11 protein-coding genes and 1 pseudogene are annotated in these 18,859 nt (G+C 63.0%); 5 read left to right on the plus strand and 7 right to left on the minus strand.

Going from position 1 to position 18,859, the window contains the following annotated elements; translation table 11 throughout:
* Window positions 1-27: 27 nt before the first annotated feature.
* From EJ071_RS39455 to EJ071_RS15000, 7 genes and pseudogenes are all read right to left on the minus strand, one after another.
* Window positions 28-1,788: a tail fiber protein gene (locus tag EJ071_RS39455; protein ID WP_245460244.1), complete on the minus strand. Its 1,761-nt coding sequence runs from the start codon at window positions 1,786-1,788 to the stop codon at window positions 28-30.
* Window positions 1,788-5,396, minus strand: coding sequence for a hypothetical protein (locus EJ071_RS14975; RefSeq protein ID WP_126098545.1), 3,609 nt, complete (start codon window positions 5,394-5,396; stop codon window positions 1,788-1,790). The genes EJ071_RS39455 and EJ071_RS14975 overlap by 1 nt, the downstream gene beginning before the upstream one ends.
* A complete protein-coding gene (locus EJ071_RS14980) occupies window positions 5,393-6,346 on the minus strand; it encodes a hypothetical protein (protein WP_126098546.1) in 954 nt (317 codons plus the stop codon). The genes EJ071_RS14975 and EJ071_RS14980 overlap by 4 nt, the downstream gene beginning before the upstream one ends.
* The gene (locus tag EJ071_RS14985; RefSeq protein WP_126098547.1) at window positions 6,343-7,737 is read right to left on the minus strand and encodes a hypothetical protein; all 1,395 of its coding nucleotides are present in this window, start codon (window positions 7,735-7,737) and stop codon (window positions 6,343-6,345) included. The genes EJ071_RS14980 and EJ071_RS14985 overlap by 4 nt, the downstream gene beginning before the upstream one ends.
* Before the next feature lie 17 nt (window positions 7,738-7,754).
* The gene (locus EJ071_RS14990; protein ID WP_126098548.1) at window positions 7,755-12,002 is read right to left on the minus strand and encodes a DUF6603 domain-containing protein; all 4,248 of its coding nucleotides are present in this window, start codon (window positions 12,000-12,002) and stop codon (window positions 7,755-7,757) included.
* Window positions 12,003-12,014: 12 nt separating this feature from the next.
* Window positions 12,015-13,331, minus strand: coding sequence for a hypothetical protein (locus tag EJ071_RS14995; RefSeq protein WP_126098549.1), 1,317 nt, complete (start codon window positions 13,329-13,331; stop codon window positions 12,015-12,017).
* Between the two features lie 804 nt (window positions 13,332-14,135).
* Window positions 14,136-14,582 (minus strand): annotated as a pseudogene (locus EJ071_RS15000) (efflux RND transporter permease subunit); the annotation flags it as partial.
* Window positions 14,583-15,287: 705 nt separating this feature from the next.
* On the opposite strand from EJ071_RS15000, the gene EJ071_RS15005 reads away from it, so the two are divergent.
* From EJ071_RS15005 to EJ071_RS15025, 5 genes are all read left to right on the plus strand, one after another.
* Entirely contained in the window at window positions 15,288-16,064 is a 777-nt protein-coding gene (locus EJ071_RS15005; protein WP_126102591.1) for an amino acid ABC transporter ATP-binding protein, read from the plus strand.
* A gap of 88 nt (window positions 16,065-16,152) precedes the next feature.
* Window positions 16,153-16,926 (plus strand): transporter substrate-binding domain-containing protein, encoded by a 774-nt coding sequence (locus EJ071_RS15010; protein ID WP_245460245.1) that lies wholly within the window; start codon window positions 16,153-16,155, stop codon window positions 16,924-16,926.
* Window positions 16,927-16,979: 53 nt separating this feature from the next.
* A complete protein-coding gene (locus EJ071_RS15015; RefSeq protein WP_126102592.1) occupies window positions 16,980-17,693 on the plus strand; it encodes an ABC transporter permease subunit in 714 nt (237 codons plus the stop codon).
* Between the two features lies 1 nt (window position 17,694).
* Entirely contained in the window at window positions 17,695-18,414 is a 720-nt protein-coding gene (locus EJ071_RS15020) for an ABC transporter permease subunit (protein WP_126098552.1), read from the plus strand.
* Window positions 18,402-18,755 carry a cupin domain-containing protein gene (locus tag EJ071_RS15025; RefSeq protein WP_126098553.1) on the plus strand — a complete coding sequence of 118 codons (354 nt, stop codon included), beginning with the start codon at window positions 18,402-18,404 and terminating at the stop codon, window positions 18,753-18,755. The genes EJ071_RS15020 and EJ071_RS15025 overlap by 13 nt, the downstream gene beginning before the upstream one ends.
* Window positions 18,756-18,859: the final 104 nt, after the last annotated feature.

Here is an 18,859-nt window from a genome sequence, read left to right on the forward strand (position 1 = left end):
CTCATTGCGATCGGTCGGGTCGGAGGCTCATGTCTTGATCAGACAGCAGAGCGAGTACCAGGGCGGCCTGACGCCCACATCCGGCGTCGATCCGACCGAGTTGGTGCCGCTGGACTGGTCGGGGAAGCTGACGGGGATCTGGTGGGTGTGTGCGCCACCCGACTGCACGGTCGTGGGGTTAGAGCTGGAACCCTGGCTGAAGGACGGGGCGCAGACGCTTTGGCAATATTCGTGGTCGGTGCTGCTCAGGCTGCGGGCATACCAGGCGTTCGGCACGACGTGGTCGTGCCCGGGGTCCGTTGTCACCGTGGGGGCGACGGTCTGCGTCGGCAGACCGACGTCATGCGTATGGGTGTCCGGCCCGCCGCCGGTCTGCGGCGGTTCAGCCGACTGCGATCCGGCACCGACCACGAAAGCGTTGGTGAGGTCGGGCACGTTGAAGGTTGTCTGGCCGTCGCCGCCATACTGGGTGCCAATGGCGGCATAGAGGTTCGGATAGTCGTCGATGTCGTAGGCGCTTCCGTCACACAGCAGCCAGTTCGCCGGCAGCGCCGACAGCGGCCCGCCCCAGTTGATCATCGTGCCGGCGGTCACCAGCAGGCTTTCTGGATCGGGCGATATCGTTGCGGTAACCGACAAGGACTGCGGCAGCTGCAACGTCGAGTCGAACGCCGTCAGAATGAAGGTCGTGCTCTTCTCGACCGTCACCTGGAAGTTGGACGTCCCCGTGGGAACCACCCCGACGCCCGACAGCACAACGTAGGCGGCATTGCTGGTTGCCCAGCTCAGATAGGCTGTCTGCGGAGTATCGATGACGCCGAAGCCGTCGGACGGCGAGATGGTGAAGGAGGAAATCGTCGGTTGCCCGGACGCCGCATCGATCAAGACCGTCTGATATCCGTCGGCCCGATCTGGAATATTGGCCGAATAGAGTGCGAGATGCCCCCTCCGGGACTGGTCGGTGAACAGGTTGCCAATCTCGATTACGGCGCTGCGTGGCCCGGGGCGGCCCAGCCAAGGACCGTCTTGGGACTTGGGGACCAGCCTCCAAAACGGCGTGCTGCTTCCCTCGATACGCTCAGCGGTCCAGCCGTGGGCCGTCACCTGTGCCTTTCCGCCAAGCTTCGAGGACGTGAGCGCCTGCAGCTTGCCGCTGTTCGCGGTGGTGATGCCCACAACGATCTCGGGCTGGCCAGCCGGCGCAGCCGCAAGATCCGGCCGCGCAGCCGACGGCCTGACCTCGATCTGCAGGCTGCCGCCGGTGGTCTGGTGGCGATAGGCGGCGGGACCCGCCCCCCTGGCGCCGCTTGTCAATTGTCCGGCCGCCGGCGTCTCCAGCTTCATCAGCGGAAGCGATCGTTGCCAGGTCAGGTGCGGGTGGAAGCGCTCGAGCGTCACCTCCAGCAGACCCAAGCCGGCACCGCCAGTCAGCACGAGGTCGTTCAGCCGGACAGTCAGGTATTGAAGGCGCAGCCAATCATACTGCTCGGCCGCCAGCGCCAGCTCGATGATCCCGGGGCGCGGGGCCGTGGCGGTGAACCACGGACAGCTGACCTGCGCCGGATCCGGCGCGACGGCGGGCGAGAGCTCGGTGAAGTCCAGCCGGAGCGTCGGCGCCGCCCCGTTGCGCGGCACCAGCACGAAGGACTGGTCGGTCTGGTTGGCAAGGAGAAGCGTCAGGCTCGTCGGCAACCCTAGCGGGATAGCACAGGTGCCCTCCGCCGCGGCGTTGGACAGGCTGGCGACGATCTCACCCTTGATCTTGAGGGAGTTGCGAGCCTTGGGCATCAGTCGTTCTCCAGCAATTGGGTGAGCTGAAGCCACCCTTCCTGCATGTTCTGCGACCGCTGCAGGGACGCGGTGTTGAGGGGCGGCTGAATGGATTGCTGCAGCCAGTCCCCGTTCTGGTAGGTGATCCACCCCCAGGTGCCGCCGCCCTCGCGCGGGGTCGGGATGGCGAAGCTGCCGGCTGGCGCCAGCACCGGCGCCGTCAGGAAGCTGAACGACATCCGGCTGAGTGCGGCGTTGTAGGTTTCGGCGGCCAGCGTCAGTTCGCGGACTGGAAGCAGGCCGGTGTTGAGATGGACGCTGCTGCGCGGATCGATCAGCATCGCCACCAGGGTCGGCTGGTCGGCGTTCAGGGTCAGCGTCAAGCCGTCGGCCGCCGGCACGACGACGTTGTCGCTGCTGCCGTCCGCCTGCGCGGCGTAGCAGAGCGAGAAATCGGCATCGCCGTCGTCGCCGGCCAGGAAGAACCCCATCAGCCCGTCGTCGAGGTCCAGCTGGTTGCCCAGCACCACCGGAATCTCGATGTCGTCCAGCCCGTGCAGGGTGCGGTCCAGCACGTCGGTATTGTTGTCGATATCCTGGGCCAGGGCAGCGTAGCTCTGGTCGGGAACCGGCAGCCCGGCCATGGCGAGATCGAGCTTGGCTTGCACCAGAGCCAACGGCGTTCCCATCAGCATCGCCGTCTGCCGGCTGAGCTGGTGGCCGTCGGGCAGGACGAAGGCCTGGGTTCGCTCGATCGTCAGCAGCAACGAGCCGGCATACGTCGCCCCGTCCATCTCGATGGCCGAGGCGAATGCCGTCAGTACGGCATTGCGGCCGACGAAGGATTCTTCGAAGCTCTGGCCCGGCGGCCCGGCATTGGGGGCGGACTGCCAGATCAGGGTGCCGGCGCTCACAATGTGGCTGCCGATCGCCGAGCCGTTCGCGTCGTAGTACATGAGGCTGGAATCCAGCGTGTTGGGAACCAACCAGCCGCAGATCGGATTGGTGGCCGCAAGCCCGCAGTCGCGCAGGCTGGGATTGGCGGCCGCCAGCCAGTCGGCCGTGAGCTGCGTCGCCTGCGTGAAGCGTAGCGGCAGCACGAACCCTTGTTCCACCGAAACGTCACGCAAGGTGTAGGCGATTGCGGCGGTGCCTATCTGGATGGCGCGGGACCGGCCGAACGAGTCGATGAACATCAGTTTCTGCGGAACGAGCTGGCCGCCCCGCAGGGGGTTGTAGACCGGATCGTCCGTAGCGCCGCCGGCCAGGCTCGGCGCGAAGCGGTTCTCCCCGCCGACAGCGTTCCTGACGTCCACGTCGGTGAAGTCGCCCGAGAACTCATCAACCGCGCTGGGATCGGCGATCAGGAGCTGCAGCGTCTGCACGCGCCCCAACAGGCCGGTGTTGAGCCCGCTGAACGCCTGCGACAGCAGCGGCGTGCTGCCGAGATCGGTCAGGATCTGCCGGAGTTCCGGATCGTCATGCTGGGTCAGGTAGGCGGCGATCTGCGCCTGCATGCTCGTGCTGGCATCCGTGCTCAATAGCGCGGTGCCGGAAAGCTCGACGAAGGAATCAAAGTCGGGATCGATGGGAAAAAGGTTCAGCGAAACCGACGGATCGAAATCGAACTGGCTGGTGACTGCATCGGCCGCGTAGGTATCGCTCAATCCCGCCAGCGGCAGCAGCGGATAGTAGTTGGCGCTCCAGGACAGGGCGATCGGCCGCCAGGGAAGCTGCCAGGACAGGCAGGCGATATCCGCCTGAGCGATGGGCGCGCTGCTGAAGTCGATACCGCTGAACGCCTGGCCGGACAGCCAGTCGGTCTGCGCCTGCCCGATGTCAGTATTGGTGGTGGCGAAGTCCAGAACCGCGGGATTGGCCGTCCCGCCCTGGCTGGCTGCAGCCAGCGTCACGACGTTGCTGGCGGCCGGCACGATCAGCAGGTCCGACTGGACCAGTTCCGCCGCGGCCGTCAGGCAGGCTGCCGCTTGGTCAGGCAGGCCGGTGGGTAGGGTCGGCGCCGGCAAAAGGTCGGCTGAGACGGTGGTCAGCGCCGACCCGCTGACCAGCCCGGCGGCGAGGGTGAGGGACGGCGGCGACGGGGCCAGGAAGACGCAGCCGATCTCTTTGGCGTCCTCGGGGAGCACGGTCGGCACGCCGTCGCCGGTCAGCAGGACCACCGGATCGGGGGCGCCGTAGAACCGCTCGGCCGCCGTGACCTCCAGGCTGAGATTGCCCGGCAGTCCGGCGATGATCTCGCTCATCTGGTTGGCAATGCTGGTCTGCAGTTTCTCTGCGTCCTGCTGCAAATGCGACAGGGCGCCGATCTCGCTTTGGATATAATTCGTCATGTCGGTTTCGCTGGGCGACGCGGGCGGATCGGCAGCGTAACGGGCGATGATGTAGTGGTACCAATCGTTGAAGATTCGGGCCTGCAGGGTGATCATATCCGCCTGCAGTGCGTTGAGCTCATCCTGCGATGTCATGAGCTGGTTCATCGACGCAGCGAGGCTGTCGGACGGTTGCGGGAAGTCGCCCTTGGTGCCGGTGGCGCGCAGTCGCCAGCTATGGCCGTTCGAGAAGGCGGTGTAAGCGGCGTTGTAGATCGCCTCTTCCAGGCGCAAGAGCCCGCTCGGCTGCCCCAGCTGCGGCAGCACGCCCAGTTGCAGTGCGTCGAGTATCTGCTCGACCTGCGGGAGGTTGTCGCTCTCGACCGCGCTGGCATAAGCGGCAAAGGCTTCCGAAGGCGTGTTGCCGAACGCCACGCCGGTCGACAACGGACCGGTCTGGTCAGACAGGAACGCGCTGCCGCTGTCCCAGGGCAACTGGTAGACGAGACCGTGGCAGAGAGTCCGCGACGGAACATAGTGGGTATCCGAGTAGGTCCAGCCGAAGGCGGCCGCGACCGCGTCCGGATCGGCGCCGGCCAGCGGATCGTTCGAGGTATCGCTGTACCAGCCGGTCACGGAATAGAGCAGCACCATGGTCGAAGCGTCGAAGCTGTCGTCGTTCAGCGTGTCATCGAGCATTCCGAAGACATTGCCGCAATTGCGATAGCAGCCGGCGAAATCGGGAATGCCGAAGCCGACCGCGGTCAGCGGCGTCGACAGGTAGGTTCCGGAGCTGGAGTCGCCGGTCCAGTCCGCCAACGGATAGACCCGGCCGAGATAGGTATAGGGCTGGCTCGGATCGGTGCCGTAGGGAATCGCCGTTTGGCTATAGGCGCCGGTCGAATCGACATAGTCGCTCTCCACGACCCACCCGGTCTGCGTCACGGTCGGCGCCTCGGACGTGGCCGCCGCGATGATCGTGCGGGTTACCAGCCAGCGGTTGGGCGCCGGTGGAAGCTGCAGCGGGCCGTTGCCATCGGCATAATCCGCGATCCGCAGCGCGCGCGGCAGGCTCCAGTGCAGATGGATGCCCTGGGACAGGGGGCCTTGCCCCTGAAACGGCTGGTTCAGCAGATCGTTGCCGATGTTGGCCGTGTTCGAGCTGCGGGTCGCCATCTCGGTGAAATTGGCGTAGGCCGGCGCGAATTGGGTGAAGGAGCCGTCATTGGCGCCGACCATCATTGCGTCGAGCCGGATCGGCACCACCAGGGGCGTCGGGGTGGGAATGGAGGTCATCGGGATCGGCCTTCTTTCGCCGCCGGGCCTTCTTTCGCTGGCGGACTTACCACCGCCGATGCGGCGGCGGTGGCGTCGAAGACGACCTCTTGGACGCCTTCGACCAGTTCCATCGCAAACTGCGCCGCGGTGTAGGGAGAGCCATCGGAAATGGCCGAGTTCGCCGCGAGTCCGGTCTGGATGGTCTGGGCCAGCGTCGCGATGTCGACCACCGTGCTGCTGCCGGACCGGAACGGCACGGTGATCGTGACCGGCTGTTGATCACTGTCGAGCACCGGATCGCCGGGCTTGTTGTCGCCCTCGGTGTCGATATAGCGCAGGCTTTTCTGGGAAGATTGCAGGTCGATGCCGAAATGCAGCGTTTCCGCCGGTTCGGCGAACGTCACCCGTTGCACCAGCCCGGCGAACAGGCCGAGCGCCAGTCCGGAAGCCAGGATGTCGAAGCGCACGAGTGGGACGTGCTCGCTCCCCGCGGCGTCGGCAAAGCCATTGACCTCCACGCCGGGCCAGACATCGACCAGCGCCGACCGGAGCACGAAGCCGGACATCACCCCCTCGAAGCCCTCGATCGGCTCGCTGCCGGCGGTCATCCCGAGCTTGAGCGCCCGCTGGCGGCTCATCCGACCGACGGCGCGTGCCTTGAAGCGGGCCTGCGGGGCGGCGGCATCGCCAGCGGAAATGCCGACCGCGGCCTGTCCGATGCTGAAGGCGCCGTCGACCAGCGCCGTGACCCAGTTGTCGTCCACAGCGAAGAAGCGGATGGATTCCAGCGGCAGCATGCCGGGGTCCGGCACAAGGTAGCCAAGCGGCACGCCTTCGAACAGCATCAGCCGCGATAGCCAATCGGTGATGGCGATCGTTGCCGGGTCGTCGTCGAAGACGACGGGCGGCTGCGCTAGCGCTTCCCTCATGCGTGCACCGTAATCGGCGGCGGCGGTCAGGCGTGTCATGGGCGAGCTGCCTTCTCCAGGAGATTGGTGAGGAGCGGCTTGATCACGGTCTTGATGACCTGCTCCGCGATGCTGGCATCCGGTGTGGTCAGCGTGGCGAGATCGCTCCCGACCTGTTCCGCCAGGATCCGCGTCTCCAGGTCGGCCACGGCGCCCTGCTGCTGGCCGATCTTCCAGTTGTAGAGCGTGGTCGCGAAGTTCTTGTCCGCCAGCGCCAGGAGCTGCCCCAGCTGCCAGGCGGCAGCGTAGCTGGTGTCGAACATCCCCGTCTGCGGATCGTAGCGCATAAGGGCGTCGGCGGCCCCGAACGGCGGCGCCAGGACCGGCTGGTTCCAGTACGGCAGCAGCGGCCCGCGATACCAGCTCACGGTGCTGCCGCCCTGCCGGGTCAGATGGTTGAAGGCGGTATAGCCCATCGCCAGCGCCTGCTGGACGTCGATCGACTGGACGGTGTCAGGGCACGGTCGTTGCAGCGTCGCCGGGTCTTGATTGAGCGCAGCGAAATAGTCGCCAAAGGTCTCGCTGTTATCCGCGCAGCCGAAGCTCCAGGACGAGAGCACCGCCAGGCGGACGGTCGTGTCGGCGTTCTGCGCAGCGGGCGGCAGAAGCGGCCCCAACCCTTCCAACGAGACCAGGCAGCACAGCGCTGTGCTGCCCGGCGTGGGGAGTCGATTGGCCACCACGACCGACAGCTCGGTCTGAGCCGCTCTGCCGCGCTTGGTCGCCTTCAGGGCCGCCCGCTTGGGCTCAACTTTGCGAGCATGCGCCAGCCAGTAGAGATCGCAATAGGATGGCGTGATCGCGGAAAACAGCGGGCCCGGCACGTCGATATACTGGCAGGGGAGATAGACCGCACTGCCATTCTGGCTCGTGCATTCCCCGTATTCCAGACTATCCTCGAGGTCCGGATATGAAACGGTGCCGCTCGGCAATCCATCCGGCAGCAGGTCGGCAATCGTCCCGGCGGCGACCGTCGGCGCCGGGTCGCTCTGGTCGAAGACCAGCAGCGCCAGCCAGGGATAGACCGCCGTATCCGTCGGGATCGATGGCGTCTGGAAACCGCTCGGCGCATCGCCCGGCGAGCGCTGCCAGGGCAGGGTCCTGTCGGTCAGCACCAGGTGCGGCAGCACGTTGGAATATTCGCCGTTGTCGCCCGGCGGCGGAAATTGGGTGTGGATGCGGTCCGGCGGCAGCGAGAAGCGCGGGCCGAGCACTGAGAAGGTCAGCGTGGCGGAAAAGCTGTCGCTGAAGCTTTGGCAGTCCGTCGATCCCACGTTTTGGGTCGCCGTCACGGTATAGTCGCCGCTTTGCCACTGCGGCTGGTAATGTTCGACGAAGATGATGTCATTGGCCGCCGTGGTATCAGCGAAGCGGACGGTGTTGTTGTTCATGCCGGCTCCCCTCAGGATCAAACGGCGGGCTGGGCCGCCGGCGCGGCCGCGCCGAGCAGGCTGAGCGCGATCGGCGTGATATAGCCCAGCGTGGCGGACGCGGTCAGCGGCGAGACGTCGATCGGGCTGGCGATCTCCACGTCGGCAAACAGCAAGCCGGAAACGATGGCCATCCTGGCTGCCACGACGCCGGGATCGGCGATGGTGTCGGCAAGCGCAGTCAGAGAGTCCTCGCCCTTGAACGGGTCGCTCGTCGGGGCGTTGTCTGCGCTCCAGTCAAGGCCGTAAGTGGCCTCGACCGTATCGAGCAGGGTGGCGATCTCGATCGCCTGGACCGTGCCCGGCGGAACCAGGCTGGGGACGATCCCGACCGCCTGCAGGCTGTCGGCGACCAGCGCGTCTCCGTTCAGAGTCTGGCCGTTGCTCGCTGGACCCCACAGCGCCGCGGCCGCCCCGCCCGTGCCGCTGGTGTCCAGGCTAGCCGCCGTATAGTCGGCCTCCTCGTATTCGACTACGACATCGAGCGCATTGTCGAAGGAGGTGAGGCCGAGCGGGCCGATGGCGATGTCGGTGTTCCAATCACCGGTCACCGCCGTTCCATTGTAGGTCAGCGTGTCGATCGGGATCATCGTCTTGAGGCCAAACCTCAGGAGGTGGGGATCGACGACGTAGTCGACGGGGAAGGCATTGCCGTTGCCGTCGGTCGCATTGGTCAGGTCGATCAGCAGTCCAGACTGGATGGCGAGCGTGACCACCGGCGCGGTATCGGCGGCATCGGCCGCAATCGGGCTCTGCTGGGCGGACGCAGACGGCAGGAACTGGGTCTTGAACTGCGACCAGTCCAAGGATGGTGGCGGCGGCGTCTCGCCGAAGGTGATGCGGAAGGACAGGACGCTCAGATGGATGTCGGCATAGCCCGAGAAGGGCGGGCCGACAATCATGAGGTCGGCCCCGACGGAAATGTTGATGGTGACGGTGGTAATGTCGAGATTGATCGTCGCCTGGACCCCGAAGTCGACGCCGGCATCGATCCGATAGGCGAGCGGCGCCCATTGGATCAGGAAATCGGCGTAAAGGCTGAACCACGCCTTGATCGAGTCGGAGTGCCACACCGCGTTGAGATAGCCGCCGACCATGATCATGGCCGGCGTCAGCGCCATGTATTCGCCACCCTGGATCGAGAGCGCGGTCGTCACCTGCCAGTTGATGCCGAGCCTGGGCACCGTCGGATAGTGGTCGGGCTTCTTGAAGCTCGGGTTGTAGCCGCCCAGCGTGATCACGAAGTCGCCGGCATAGGGGCTGGGATCGAACCAGATATAGAAGGCGAAGCCTCCGGTCAGATGGCAGTTCGGATCGAGCACATAGGAGGCGGAGTTGAGCTGCGCGGCCACCGAGAACACCCCCTGCGACGGAGTGTAGAGGGCTTCCAGCACCATCTGGGCGAACACATAGGGTTTGCTGTCCTGCGGCACCGCCAGCGTCGATTCGCCGAGGAGCGCCACCTGGAACTCGGTTCCGAATTCGACCGTGACCAGCGCGAAGGATTGCACCAGCTCGTAGGAGGTGAAGGCGACGCCGGCGGCGATCCAATATTCGCCGGTCGACGCGACGATCGCCGTGGACATTTTCTGCGCGACGGTGGCGAGCGACGGCTGCGGTCCGAACTCGCTGGTGCTGGCCGCGCCCGCGACCAGCGGGAAGGTGGCAACGCCGGTGATGGGTGGCGGCACCAGCCGGGTATTGACGCCGAACCCGGCCGCCAGCCCGGTGACGAAGAAGATCGGCGGGCCGCCGAGCGGCTCATTGAGCACCAGATAGGCGAACATCGAGGGCGGGCTGGACGCCGTATAGGAACCGAAGGCCGAGAGCGAGAGGCTTTCGGCCTTGACGATCAGGCTGCCGGCGAAGGTGTCGACGTCGTCGGTGTCGGTCTTGAGCAAGCTGCCGCTGATCGTCACCGCCGGCGAGGCATAGGAGACTGCCAGCCCGTCGATTACGAAGGTCGGCTCGATCGGCGTCGCCAGCGGGATGGCGACACCGAGGCCCTGGACTGCGATGTCGAGCCCGGACAGCGTCAGGCTGGCATCCATCTGCACCGACAAGCCCTGGCTGCCCAGACCGAAACCGACCTTCTGGACCAGCACGGGGCCGAAAGACCGCTCGACATCGATCCAGGTCCCGTTGGGCGGCGCCGTCCCGCCGGTCGCTTCGCCGACCAGCAAGGCCGTCCCGGCGGGCTGCTGCTGCGTGCCGGAAAGCGGGATGGTGATGATCTGGGTTTCGCTGGTGCCCAGCCCGACGACCAGCGACAGCGAGCAGTTGCTCGTCGCCGGAGTGGTGCCGGTTTGCGGGGCGGTGTCCGCGGTGAAGGTTACGGATTGCAGCGAGAGCTGGAAGTCCGGCCCGACCAGGTCTCCGACCAGCGGCAGCGCCGCCAGGTTGACCGTGGCGGACGGGAAAGAGACGGTGGCTGTGACCGACAGCGCCCCGGCCGGAAATCTGTATTCGACGCTGACCTCATCGATATCCACCTCCGGCAGGCCCGTCAGCGGGGGGAGGTCGAAGAGGCCAAGAACGTAGTCGAGCAGGTCGCTGAGGGTCAGCGGTTGGTCGGGATTGGACAAGCCGGAGCCGGCGAAAGTCCAGCCGGAAGGATCGTAGTTGGCAGAGACCAGCACCTCCATCTTCGGTAGCGACAGGACGGCCGCGATGCCGCCCGTGACCGTGCCGGACGAGCCATCATACGCCAGGCTCAGCGAGATCTGCTCGAGCACGAGCGAACCAACCAGCGTCCAACTCTCCTTGATATCCGCGGCAAAGGCATACTGGTTCCGCGTGACGTTGCCCGTCATCTCGAACGCGAGGGCGGTGAAGCTGGTGAGGCCGCTCCCGCCGTCCTCCGTGCTGGTCGAGTGGTCGCCGATCAGGCCGGTGACCGTCGATGTCAGGTCCAGCGACTGCGTCGTCTCGGTTATCTCCAGCGCGACGCCGAATCTGAGATCGGGAAAGGTGACGAAGGCCGAGAGGGCGATATCGGGGTTATCGGTGAGATAGGCGGTGCAGCTTGCCTCGCCGTCGGGCGTGAAACCGTCGCCCATGTCGGTGACGCCGACCTCGATCTCAATGCTTTCGAAGGTCAGCATGCCGAAGGCCGTCCAGCTCTGCCCGCTTCCCAGCGAGACCGTCACCGAGATCGAGGAAAAGGCGGGGATCGGCTGGCTGATATCCAGGATCAGCACGACGTCTTCGATGGTCAGGCCGTCGGTGACGTCGAAACCGGAACCGGGCGACAGCGTCGAAGTGACCGAGGTGCCGGCGAGTATCCCGGAGAGATCGTCCGCGTTGCATGTCTGGGTCGGCAGGCCGGTAGCCCGAAATACCAGGCTGGTGCTGTTGCCGCTGATGACGGCCGTGGTGATCTGAAATGCCTGGATGCCGGTTCCCGAAGGCGTGAACTGGGCGCCCAGCACCACAGCCCCGAGACAGTACACACCGATTTCGGAGAGCGGCGATTTCTCGTCGCCAACTTCCACGAACACACTGGCGAACGACAGCGAAAAGGTCAGGTCATACCCCGAAACCGTAATCGGTTGGGCGTCGGTGGTGGTGGTCAGCTCCCCCTGGGGGAAGGGGGCCGGCGTATCGGCCGAGCCGTGGGGCAGCAACAGCAGATCGAGTGGGCCACAAAAACTGCCGGAAGACAGGCCGAGGAGAGTGGCGATTGTCCCGAGCACTCCCGATCCCGGCATCGCGACGCCGCTGGAGAGGATGAGTCCGGGCACGATGGCGCCGGCAACAGCGGGCAGGTCGTCGCCCAAGCCGAGCGTCGGCCGGAAATCCGCCGGCAGCGTGGGATCGGCCGGCACCGTGAGGGTGAAGATCGGCCCGGCCCAGGCGATGCTGTCGAATATCAGCCCGTCCAGCGTGGGAAATGCCGACGGCAAGCCCCAGGCCGCATCGGTGACCGCGATCGGGAGCGTGACTGAGACGCTTCCATCCTCGTCGAGGGCGAAGACACCGTCCGTGACCGTCGCCGTGGCGGCGTTGAGGAATGTTCCCGTCGCAACGGTGCCGCTGACCGTCACTGTCTGCGCCGTCGCGTCGGACGTCATGACCGCGTCGGATAGCGTCAGGGTTCCGCCGGTCAAGCAGGATTGGAACAGGGAGGTGACGGGGGCCGTCCCCAATGCCGATCCTGCCACGGCGATCGTTTGTGCCGCATCCGGGGTTAGCAATCCGACCAGCTGATCGAATGTGATGCCCACCGCGATTCTCCGCTAGAGGTGTAGCTCGACGAAGATCGGCTCGTGGTCGCTGATCAACCTGGCGCCGACCAAACCTGCTTCAGGAGTCACAAAAGTGCTTTGATCGCCGCGGCCCAATTGAACAGCGAAGTTCTTCGTGAAAACCCGATACTCTTTTGAAGTAAATACCCTCTTTCGTTTCTTATCCCAGAACGACGCAAATCCACGCCTGTCGAGTTTATCGTAGTAATCAACGGCATTGCCGTACTGAAATTGTCTTTTCCTAACCCTGTTCAGTATGTTGTCGACCTGCTGGTTCTGCCCTTGAGCTGGGGCAGGCGCTGCCGGACTGGTCTGCAAGATGACATTGTCATAGGCGTTTATCGCTAGATCACGTCTATCCCTGCGAGTGGATCGCGCAAACCTCGGGAAAGTCATCAAATGGGTGGGCTCATCAAAGAGCAACTGTGCGCCTAGGCCACCAGATGCCCCCGCGGTGGTGACCCAGTCATAATCGCCAGCGTTCTTCTTGGCGTCGAGATTGAAATCGCCGGCAATCACCGCCTGATAGATCTGGGTCGCGACGGGCGCTGGCTGCCCGGGCAGTTGCACCATCATGGAGAGACCGCCGGCGCCATGTGGCCTCAAGGAGTAGAACAGGCTGAAATCTTCAATGGTCTCCAATTGCTTGAGGGCTGCAGATCTCTTCGCTGCCAGGTGCACCAACATGATCGGCAGCAATTCATTGCCCGGGTCGGCCCCAGGCACGTAGAACATGCCCAGCGCGCTGCCGCGGGTTCCAGGCCAGGTCGTTGGGCTGGCCGCTGGCTTGTCCGGGTAGATAAGGGGGAAGGCATTCAGGACGATGCCGTTCATTGGTGTCGGCGCCGGAGAGAATTCGGCTGCAGTAATTGCCACGCCGCCCGGGCCGCCGATCTCCATCGACACCGAGCCGCCAACGGCGGGGCCAGACATCTCCAGCGGCACGACGAATGTCGTGTCCCTGACGAAGAAAGCGTAGAATTCCTTCCCGGTATTTGGCGAGAGCAGGCAGATGTCGAATGCAGATTTCTCGGCGGCCAAGGCTTCCATCAACGCGTCACAGATTTTGTAGGCCCTGGATTCGCTGGTAGTATTCAATTCAACAAGGCAGAATATATCCGGCTCGGAAGCGCTAATTACCTGCGCAATAGCCTGTGTTAGGTTGCACTTAGAGTCTTTCAAGCCGCTCTTAAGCTGGCCAAAATTCTGAATATTCCATACGAGCAGATCTACTTGAGTCGCCATTTGCCCGTCACATAGAATTTTTATAAATACCAGCCATTGGCACCAACCGTTGCGGCGCGCCAAGTCTACTTAGCCAAGTCGAAGACGTGTTTGCAGAGCGGAAAGAGACCGAATGCCTGAAATCTACGATCATCAGGATGGATATGTCAACTAGATAACAATTCTTAAGAATTATGTTTATAAGATTGACCTAAAATAACCTCGATAAAATAGTAATTAAACTTCAATTATATTCTTGATAGCCGGATAATGGTGCTTCGGCGGGGTACGGATAGTGAAAAAGTTTGATAAAGGGTCCTGTTTGGGATAACCGGGGATGCCGGTGTGCCAGTCTGCCTTCTCCAGCCTTCCTTTTGGTCTTGATTAGTATCGTTGCGGCGCGACCACTGGCGTCGGGCCGGAGATTCAATCCCGAGCCATCCACGGCCCTTGGTTTGCATTCAACGGCCGAATGACCTGCGCGGAACATGGCCGTGCCGTTGTGGCCGAATCAAAAAGGGGAAGTTCGTTTCGGCCGCGGCCTTTTGGAACTTTCTGTCTCCGCGCCACCAGCGGCGCTTGCGACAGAAGTCGGGAGGGATCGGGGGATCTGTAATCGGGCAGGAGCACGCGAGCCTGTAACGGCACCCGTCGCATCCCAGGCCTTCGCATTCGAACCGCAATACGTTCTCACGCAGTAGATCATAGGGGAGGTCGACCCGGAGCGCCGTTCTGGTCGAACCTACAGGCAAAACTGGGGGGATCTGTGGTAGCGGAGGTCCGCTACTACCGATCCCCCAACAGAAAGAGCCTGTGTTTGCTCTGGAGTTTGAGCGAATGATTTCTTAGAGTTTGACCACCGAACTGCAACTTGCCGGTTCGACATAAGTCAGGGGTGATCTGAAGCTCCGGAGCCTGTCTCGAAGCTGTCGAGGTCACCGCTCCGATGCCGCTAAGGGTGCGCAGTTGCTCTTCCATTGCGGCGCCTGCTCCCGCGAGCGTGTCGGGATCATCGCTGGCCAGCGTAATATCGAGTTTCGTTCCATTGCGGCCGCTGTCGACTGCAACCCGGACGCCCGGAAGAGATGACAGGGCCTGCCGGAGGGTGTTCTCGATTTTTGACTGCTTGTAGTTACGCTCTTCGATGGGCGTCAGCACGACGACAAGCGTGGCGGCTGCGACATCGGTCGTGGTGGTGGTCTGGGGGCTCTCATTCGAGGATGCCGAACTGACCGATGAATAGACATGCCTGACGTCGGGAAGCTCGCTGACGATGTCCGCAGCTCTCCTGGTTACGGCGTCCGTCTGCTTGATTGTGGCGCCTGGCTGAATGGTGCGGCCTTCGGTTCCACTGAAGGGTCGCCATTGTGCGGGATATGACGGTCTTGAGGTGCCGCAAGATCGTCTGCGAGGCACCCCTAATGTCGTCCGTTGAAATCCGCTTGTGCATCACAAAGCGGACTTTCGCAGCGCGGCCACCTTCGGCTCGATTATCAATCGCCCTTCGAAGACCTGAGCAGGATAGGTTCACATTTCCTTCAGATACGGAGGGCCTGAGGTTGCGCCGCACTCGGCGACGACAGTGCCAGGCCCCGCATGACGAAGCAGGCGCCTCTCTTGCTCCGTGTCGGCGAGCATGCGCCGCCGGCCGGTGCTGGGGCAAACCGAGTTCGACCGCCAGATCGCGCTCAGGAGGAAGCCGGTCGCCTGGCTCAAAACAACCGTCATACACCCACCTCCGAACGCAGGAGTAAGCAGATTTTTCCGCAACCAATTTGATCTGTCTTGACACCGGTTGCGATACCAATTTCAAATTGGTTCTAGAAAACCAGAGATTGGTTGCGCGTAATTGCTGGAGGCAGCGAGCTGATGAGTGTAACTGACAGCAAGGAATATCGAACCGGCGCCGTCACCGACGGCAGCGGGAGCGATGGTCACATTCGCCAAGCAGCAATTAACGAACTCGCGCAAACGTCGGACAGCTGGGCCCGGCCCGGTGTTGAGAAGATGCAAGCTGAATGGGACCGAAGGCGCCATGACATGGCCCCGGTTCTAGAGGTCCATGAACTCAGCAAGGCTTTCGGCGCAGTCAGGATCCTCAACGACGTCACTTTCCAGATGGCGCAGGGGGAGGTCGTTTCCCTTGTCGGCGCGTCCGGCTCGGGGAAGAGCACGTTGTTGCGCTGCATAAATTTTCTGGAGACGCCGACCTCAGGGAGGATCGTGGTGACGGGCGACGCGATCTCCATCACCTCCAATCGACGGGGCAAGAGCGAGATCACCAACGGCGCGAAGATCCGACTCTTTCGCCAGCGGACTGGCATGGTGTTCCAGAACTTCAATCTCTGGCCGCACCGCACTGTGATTGGCAACGTGACGGAGGCGCTCGTCTACGTGCTCGGGAAAGGAAGGCGGGAGGCCGAGGATATGGCGCATTCGGCGCTTTCCAAGGTGGGAATGGCCGAGTTCCGCGATCGCTATCCCAGTCAGCTTTCGGGCGGTCAACAGCAGCGCGTGGCGATCGCGCGGGTGCTGGCGATGCGACCAAAGATCATGCTTTTTGACGAGCCCACATCGGCGCTCGATCCGGAACTCGTAGGCGAGGTGCTGAAGGTGATCCGCACGCTTGCCGAGGGAGGTGCGACCATCCTTCTCGTCACCCATGAAATGCGGTTTGCGCGCGATGTGTCGAACCGAATGATATTCCTGCGCAAAGGTATCCTTGAGCAGGACGATGCGCCGGAAGAGTTGTTTCGCAACCCCGCCTCGGAGGCGGTGAAACGGTTTCTCTCCAGTGTCATGCCAGCCGCCGCGTGAACGCGGTTATCTTCACTAGAACAAAGAAAAAGGGGTAACACTCATGCTTTCAGTTCAAACGTTTCGTTCGATTTTCGTATCGGGCTTCATGCTCGCCGCCGCAGCCGGTGCCGCGCGCGCCGAGGAAGGCGTCCTACGCGTCGGCACGGAAGGGGACGCGCCGCTGTTCAGCATGGCCGACGCAAACGGGAACGTCACTGGCTTCGACGCCGACGTCGCCAATGGTATCTGCGCCGAACTCAAAATGAAGTGCAAATTCGTGGTGCAGGCTTTCAGTTCGCTGGTTCCTTCCATCGATAGCGACCGCTTCGACGTGATCATTTCCGGCCTTGGCATCACTGCCGAGCGCCAGAAGAAGATCGACTACTCCATCCCGTACGCCACCACGCCGCTTTATTTCGTGGTCCCCAAAGACTCATCGCTTGCTGGGCTCAAGAGCCTCGAGGAGATCGAAACGGCGCTCGCCGGAAAGAGCGTCGGCGTCGTGACAGGCACGACCTATGCCAAATTCATCGGCAAGCGGGCGACCAGCGCCGATCTCAAGACTTACGATGCCACCACGCAGCAGACCTCTGACCTTGCGGCTGGCCGCCTGGATGCTGCTTTCGGCGACTCCCCTACTTGGATGGATTTCCTCGCTACGCCGGACGGTGCCAACTTCACGAAGATCGACGTGAAGATTATGGCGATGAACGATCCTGAAACCCTCGGCCACGGCATGGGCGTCGGCATGCGCAAGGGCAATGCCGAACTCAAGGCCAAGATAGATGTCGCGCTCTGCAACATGATCAACGGAGGTAAGATCAAGGAGTCTTCCCTCCAGTGGTTCAAGGACGACTACACCATTCCCTGCAAGAAGTGATCCTCTCGCAACAACCGGCCGTCGCAGTCCGCGACGGCCTGACGGTGTCGTCCATGTTTGAAACTTTCTGGTCGCTGATTGTGGAGCAGGGCTGGGGGCTCGCTTTGCTGCGCGGCGCCTTCGTCACGATCTGCATCGGTCTGGTCGGCATGGTGATCGGGTTGATCGCAGCCGTCCCGTTTGCCATCGCCCGCTGGCAGCGAGTCCCGGTGCTGTCCCAGGTGATCGACGTTTACAGCATCGTCGTCCGAGGCGTGCCGGGCCTTCTTGTGATCTATCTCCTGTTCTTCGGCTCCGTCGACTGGGTGCAGAAGGTCGCCGTCGCCTTCGGCTACCGGGACATGGCTGAAAGTGCCTATCCTTCCATCATCGGCATCCTCGCCATCGCGACGATTTCCTGCGCCTATTCAGTCGAGGTGATGCGCGGCGCTTTGGAAGCCGTTCCCAAAGGCCTTCTTGAAGCCGCGAAATCTCTGGCGCTACCGACACGGGTCGCCTTTTTCAGAATCACGTTGCCACTCGCGTTGAGACTTGCTCTCGGCGGGGTCAACAATGTCTGGCAGATGACGATCAAGGATACTTCGCTCGTTTCCATCGTCGGCATGCAGGAACTGATGCGCATGGCGGCCATCGCGGCCGGCATCACGCGCTCGCCACTTCTCTTCTACTGCATCGCGGCTTCTCTGTTCTTCGCCATGACAGCGGTCAGCCAGACCCTGTTCGGCTCGGCTGAGCGCCATATCAACCGCGGCTTCAGCGGAGGTTAGAATGGATTTCACCATTGTCGCCTATGCGATCCCGTTCCTTCTCACCGGGGCAAAGACCACGCTCCTGATCTCGGTGTTCGGCGTGGGCTTAGGACTGCCCTTCGGCATCCTGGTGGCGCTCGCCCGCACTTCTCGCAATCGCTTGGTTTGCAAGGCGGCCGACGCCTATTGCGCTGTCTTTCGCGGCACGCCCATGCTGGTGCAGATATTCGTGATCTACTACGGATTGGGGCAGGTCGGGTTCCTTCGCGCCAACCCGGTGATTTGGTGGCTTATCGGCGACGGCTTGCACGCAGCCATTCTCGCGGTCTTGTTGAACACCGGCGCCTACACAGCCGAAATCTTTCGCACCGCCTTCCTGTCGCTGCCGCGCGGGCTAATCGAGGCGGCGCAAGCCTGCGGCATGTCGCCGTGGATTGTCTTGCGCCGGATCAAGTTCCCGTTGGCCTTGCGACAAGCGCTGCCATCCTACAGCAGTGAGGTTGCCATCATCGTCAAGGAATCGAGCCTCGCCTCAACCATCGCTGTGCTCGAAATCACCGGTTGGGCCAAACGCCTGATGAGCGAAACCTTCGCCATTATGGACATCTTCATCATCACTTCCGTCTTCTATCTCACCCTCAATGTCGTCGGACTGACCGCCTTGAAGCTTCTGGAACGGCAACTTTGGTTCGAACGGCGTTTAACGCGCAGAAAGGTTCCGTCCCCATGTCCAAGTTGACGTTCATCGACCAGAATGTTCTTCCGCGCCCACGCGAAGGGCAGCCTCTGCCGGACCGCCTTGTGGAGGGCGATCCACGTTTTCTGAGCTGGGACATCGCTCAGACCGCAGACGGCGCGGTGAAGGCAGGGGTCTGGGAGGTCACGCCCGGCGCCTATCGTTCGATTAAGGGCGAGACTTTCGAGTTCTGCTACATCCTTTCAGGTGTCTCCGAACTCATTGAGGATGGCTGCGAGCCGCGCCGCATCGCGGCTGGCGACGCCTTCGTCATGCATCCGGGCTTCACCGGCGTATGGCGCGCCATCGAAACCACGCGCAAGCTCTGGGTCTCACGTGATTGACCGGTTGTGCTTGCCCGCGCTTATCCGACCAAAAGCTGGTATGTTCCCATGACCGCCGATTCCGCTGGCCCCTTCAAATCCACGCCCTATTGGTGGGACGATTG

The sequence above is a fragment of the Mesorhizobium sp. M1B.F.Ca.ET.045.04.1.1 genome (assembly GCF_003952465.1).
Taxonomy (GTDB): domain Bacteria; phylum Pseudomonadota; class Alphaproteobacteria; order Rhizobiales; family Rhizobiaceae; genus Mesorhizobium; species Mesorhizobium shonense.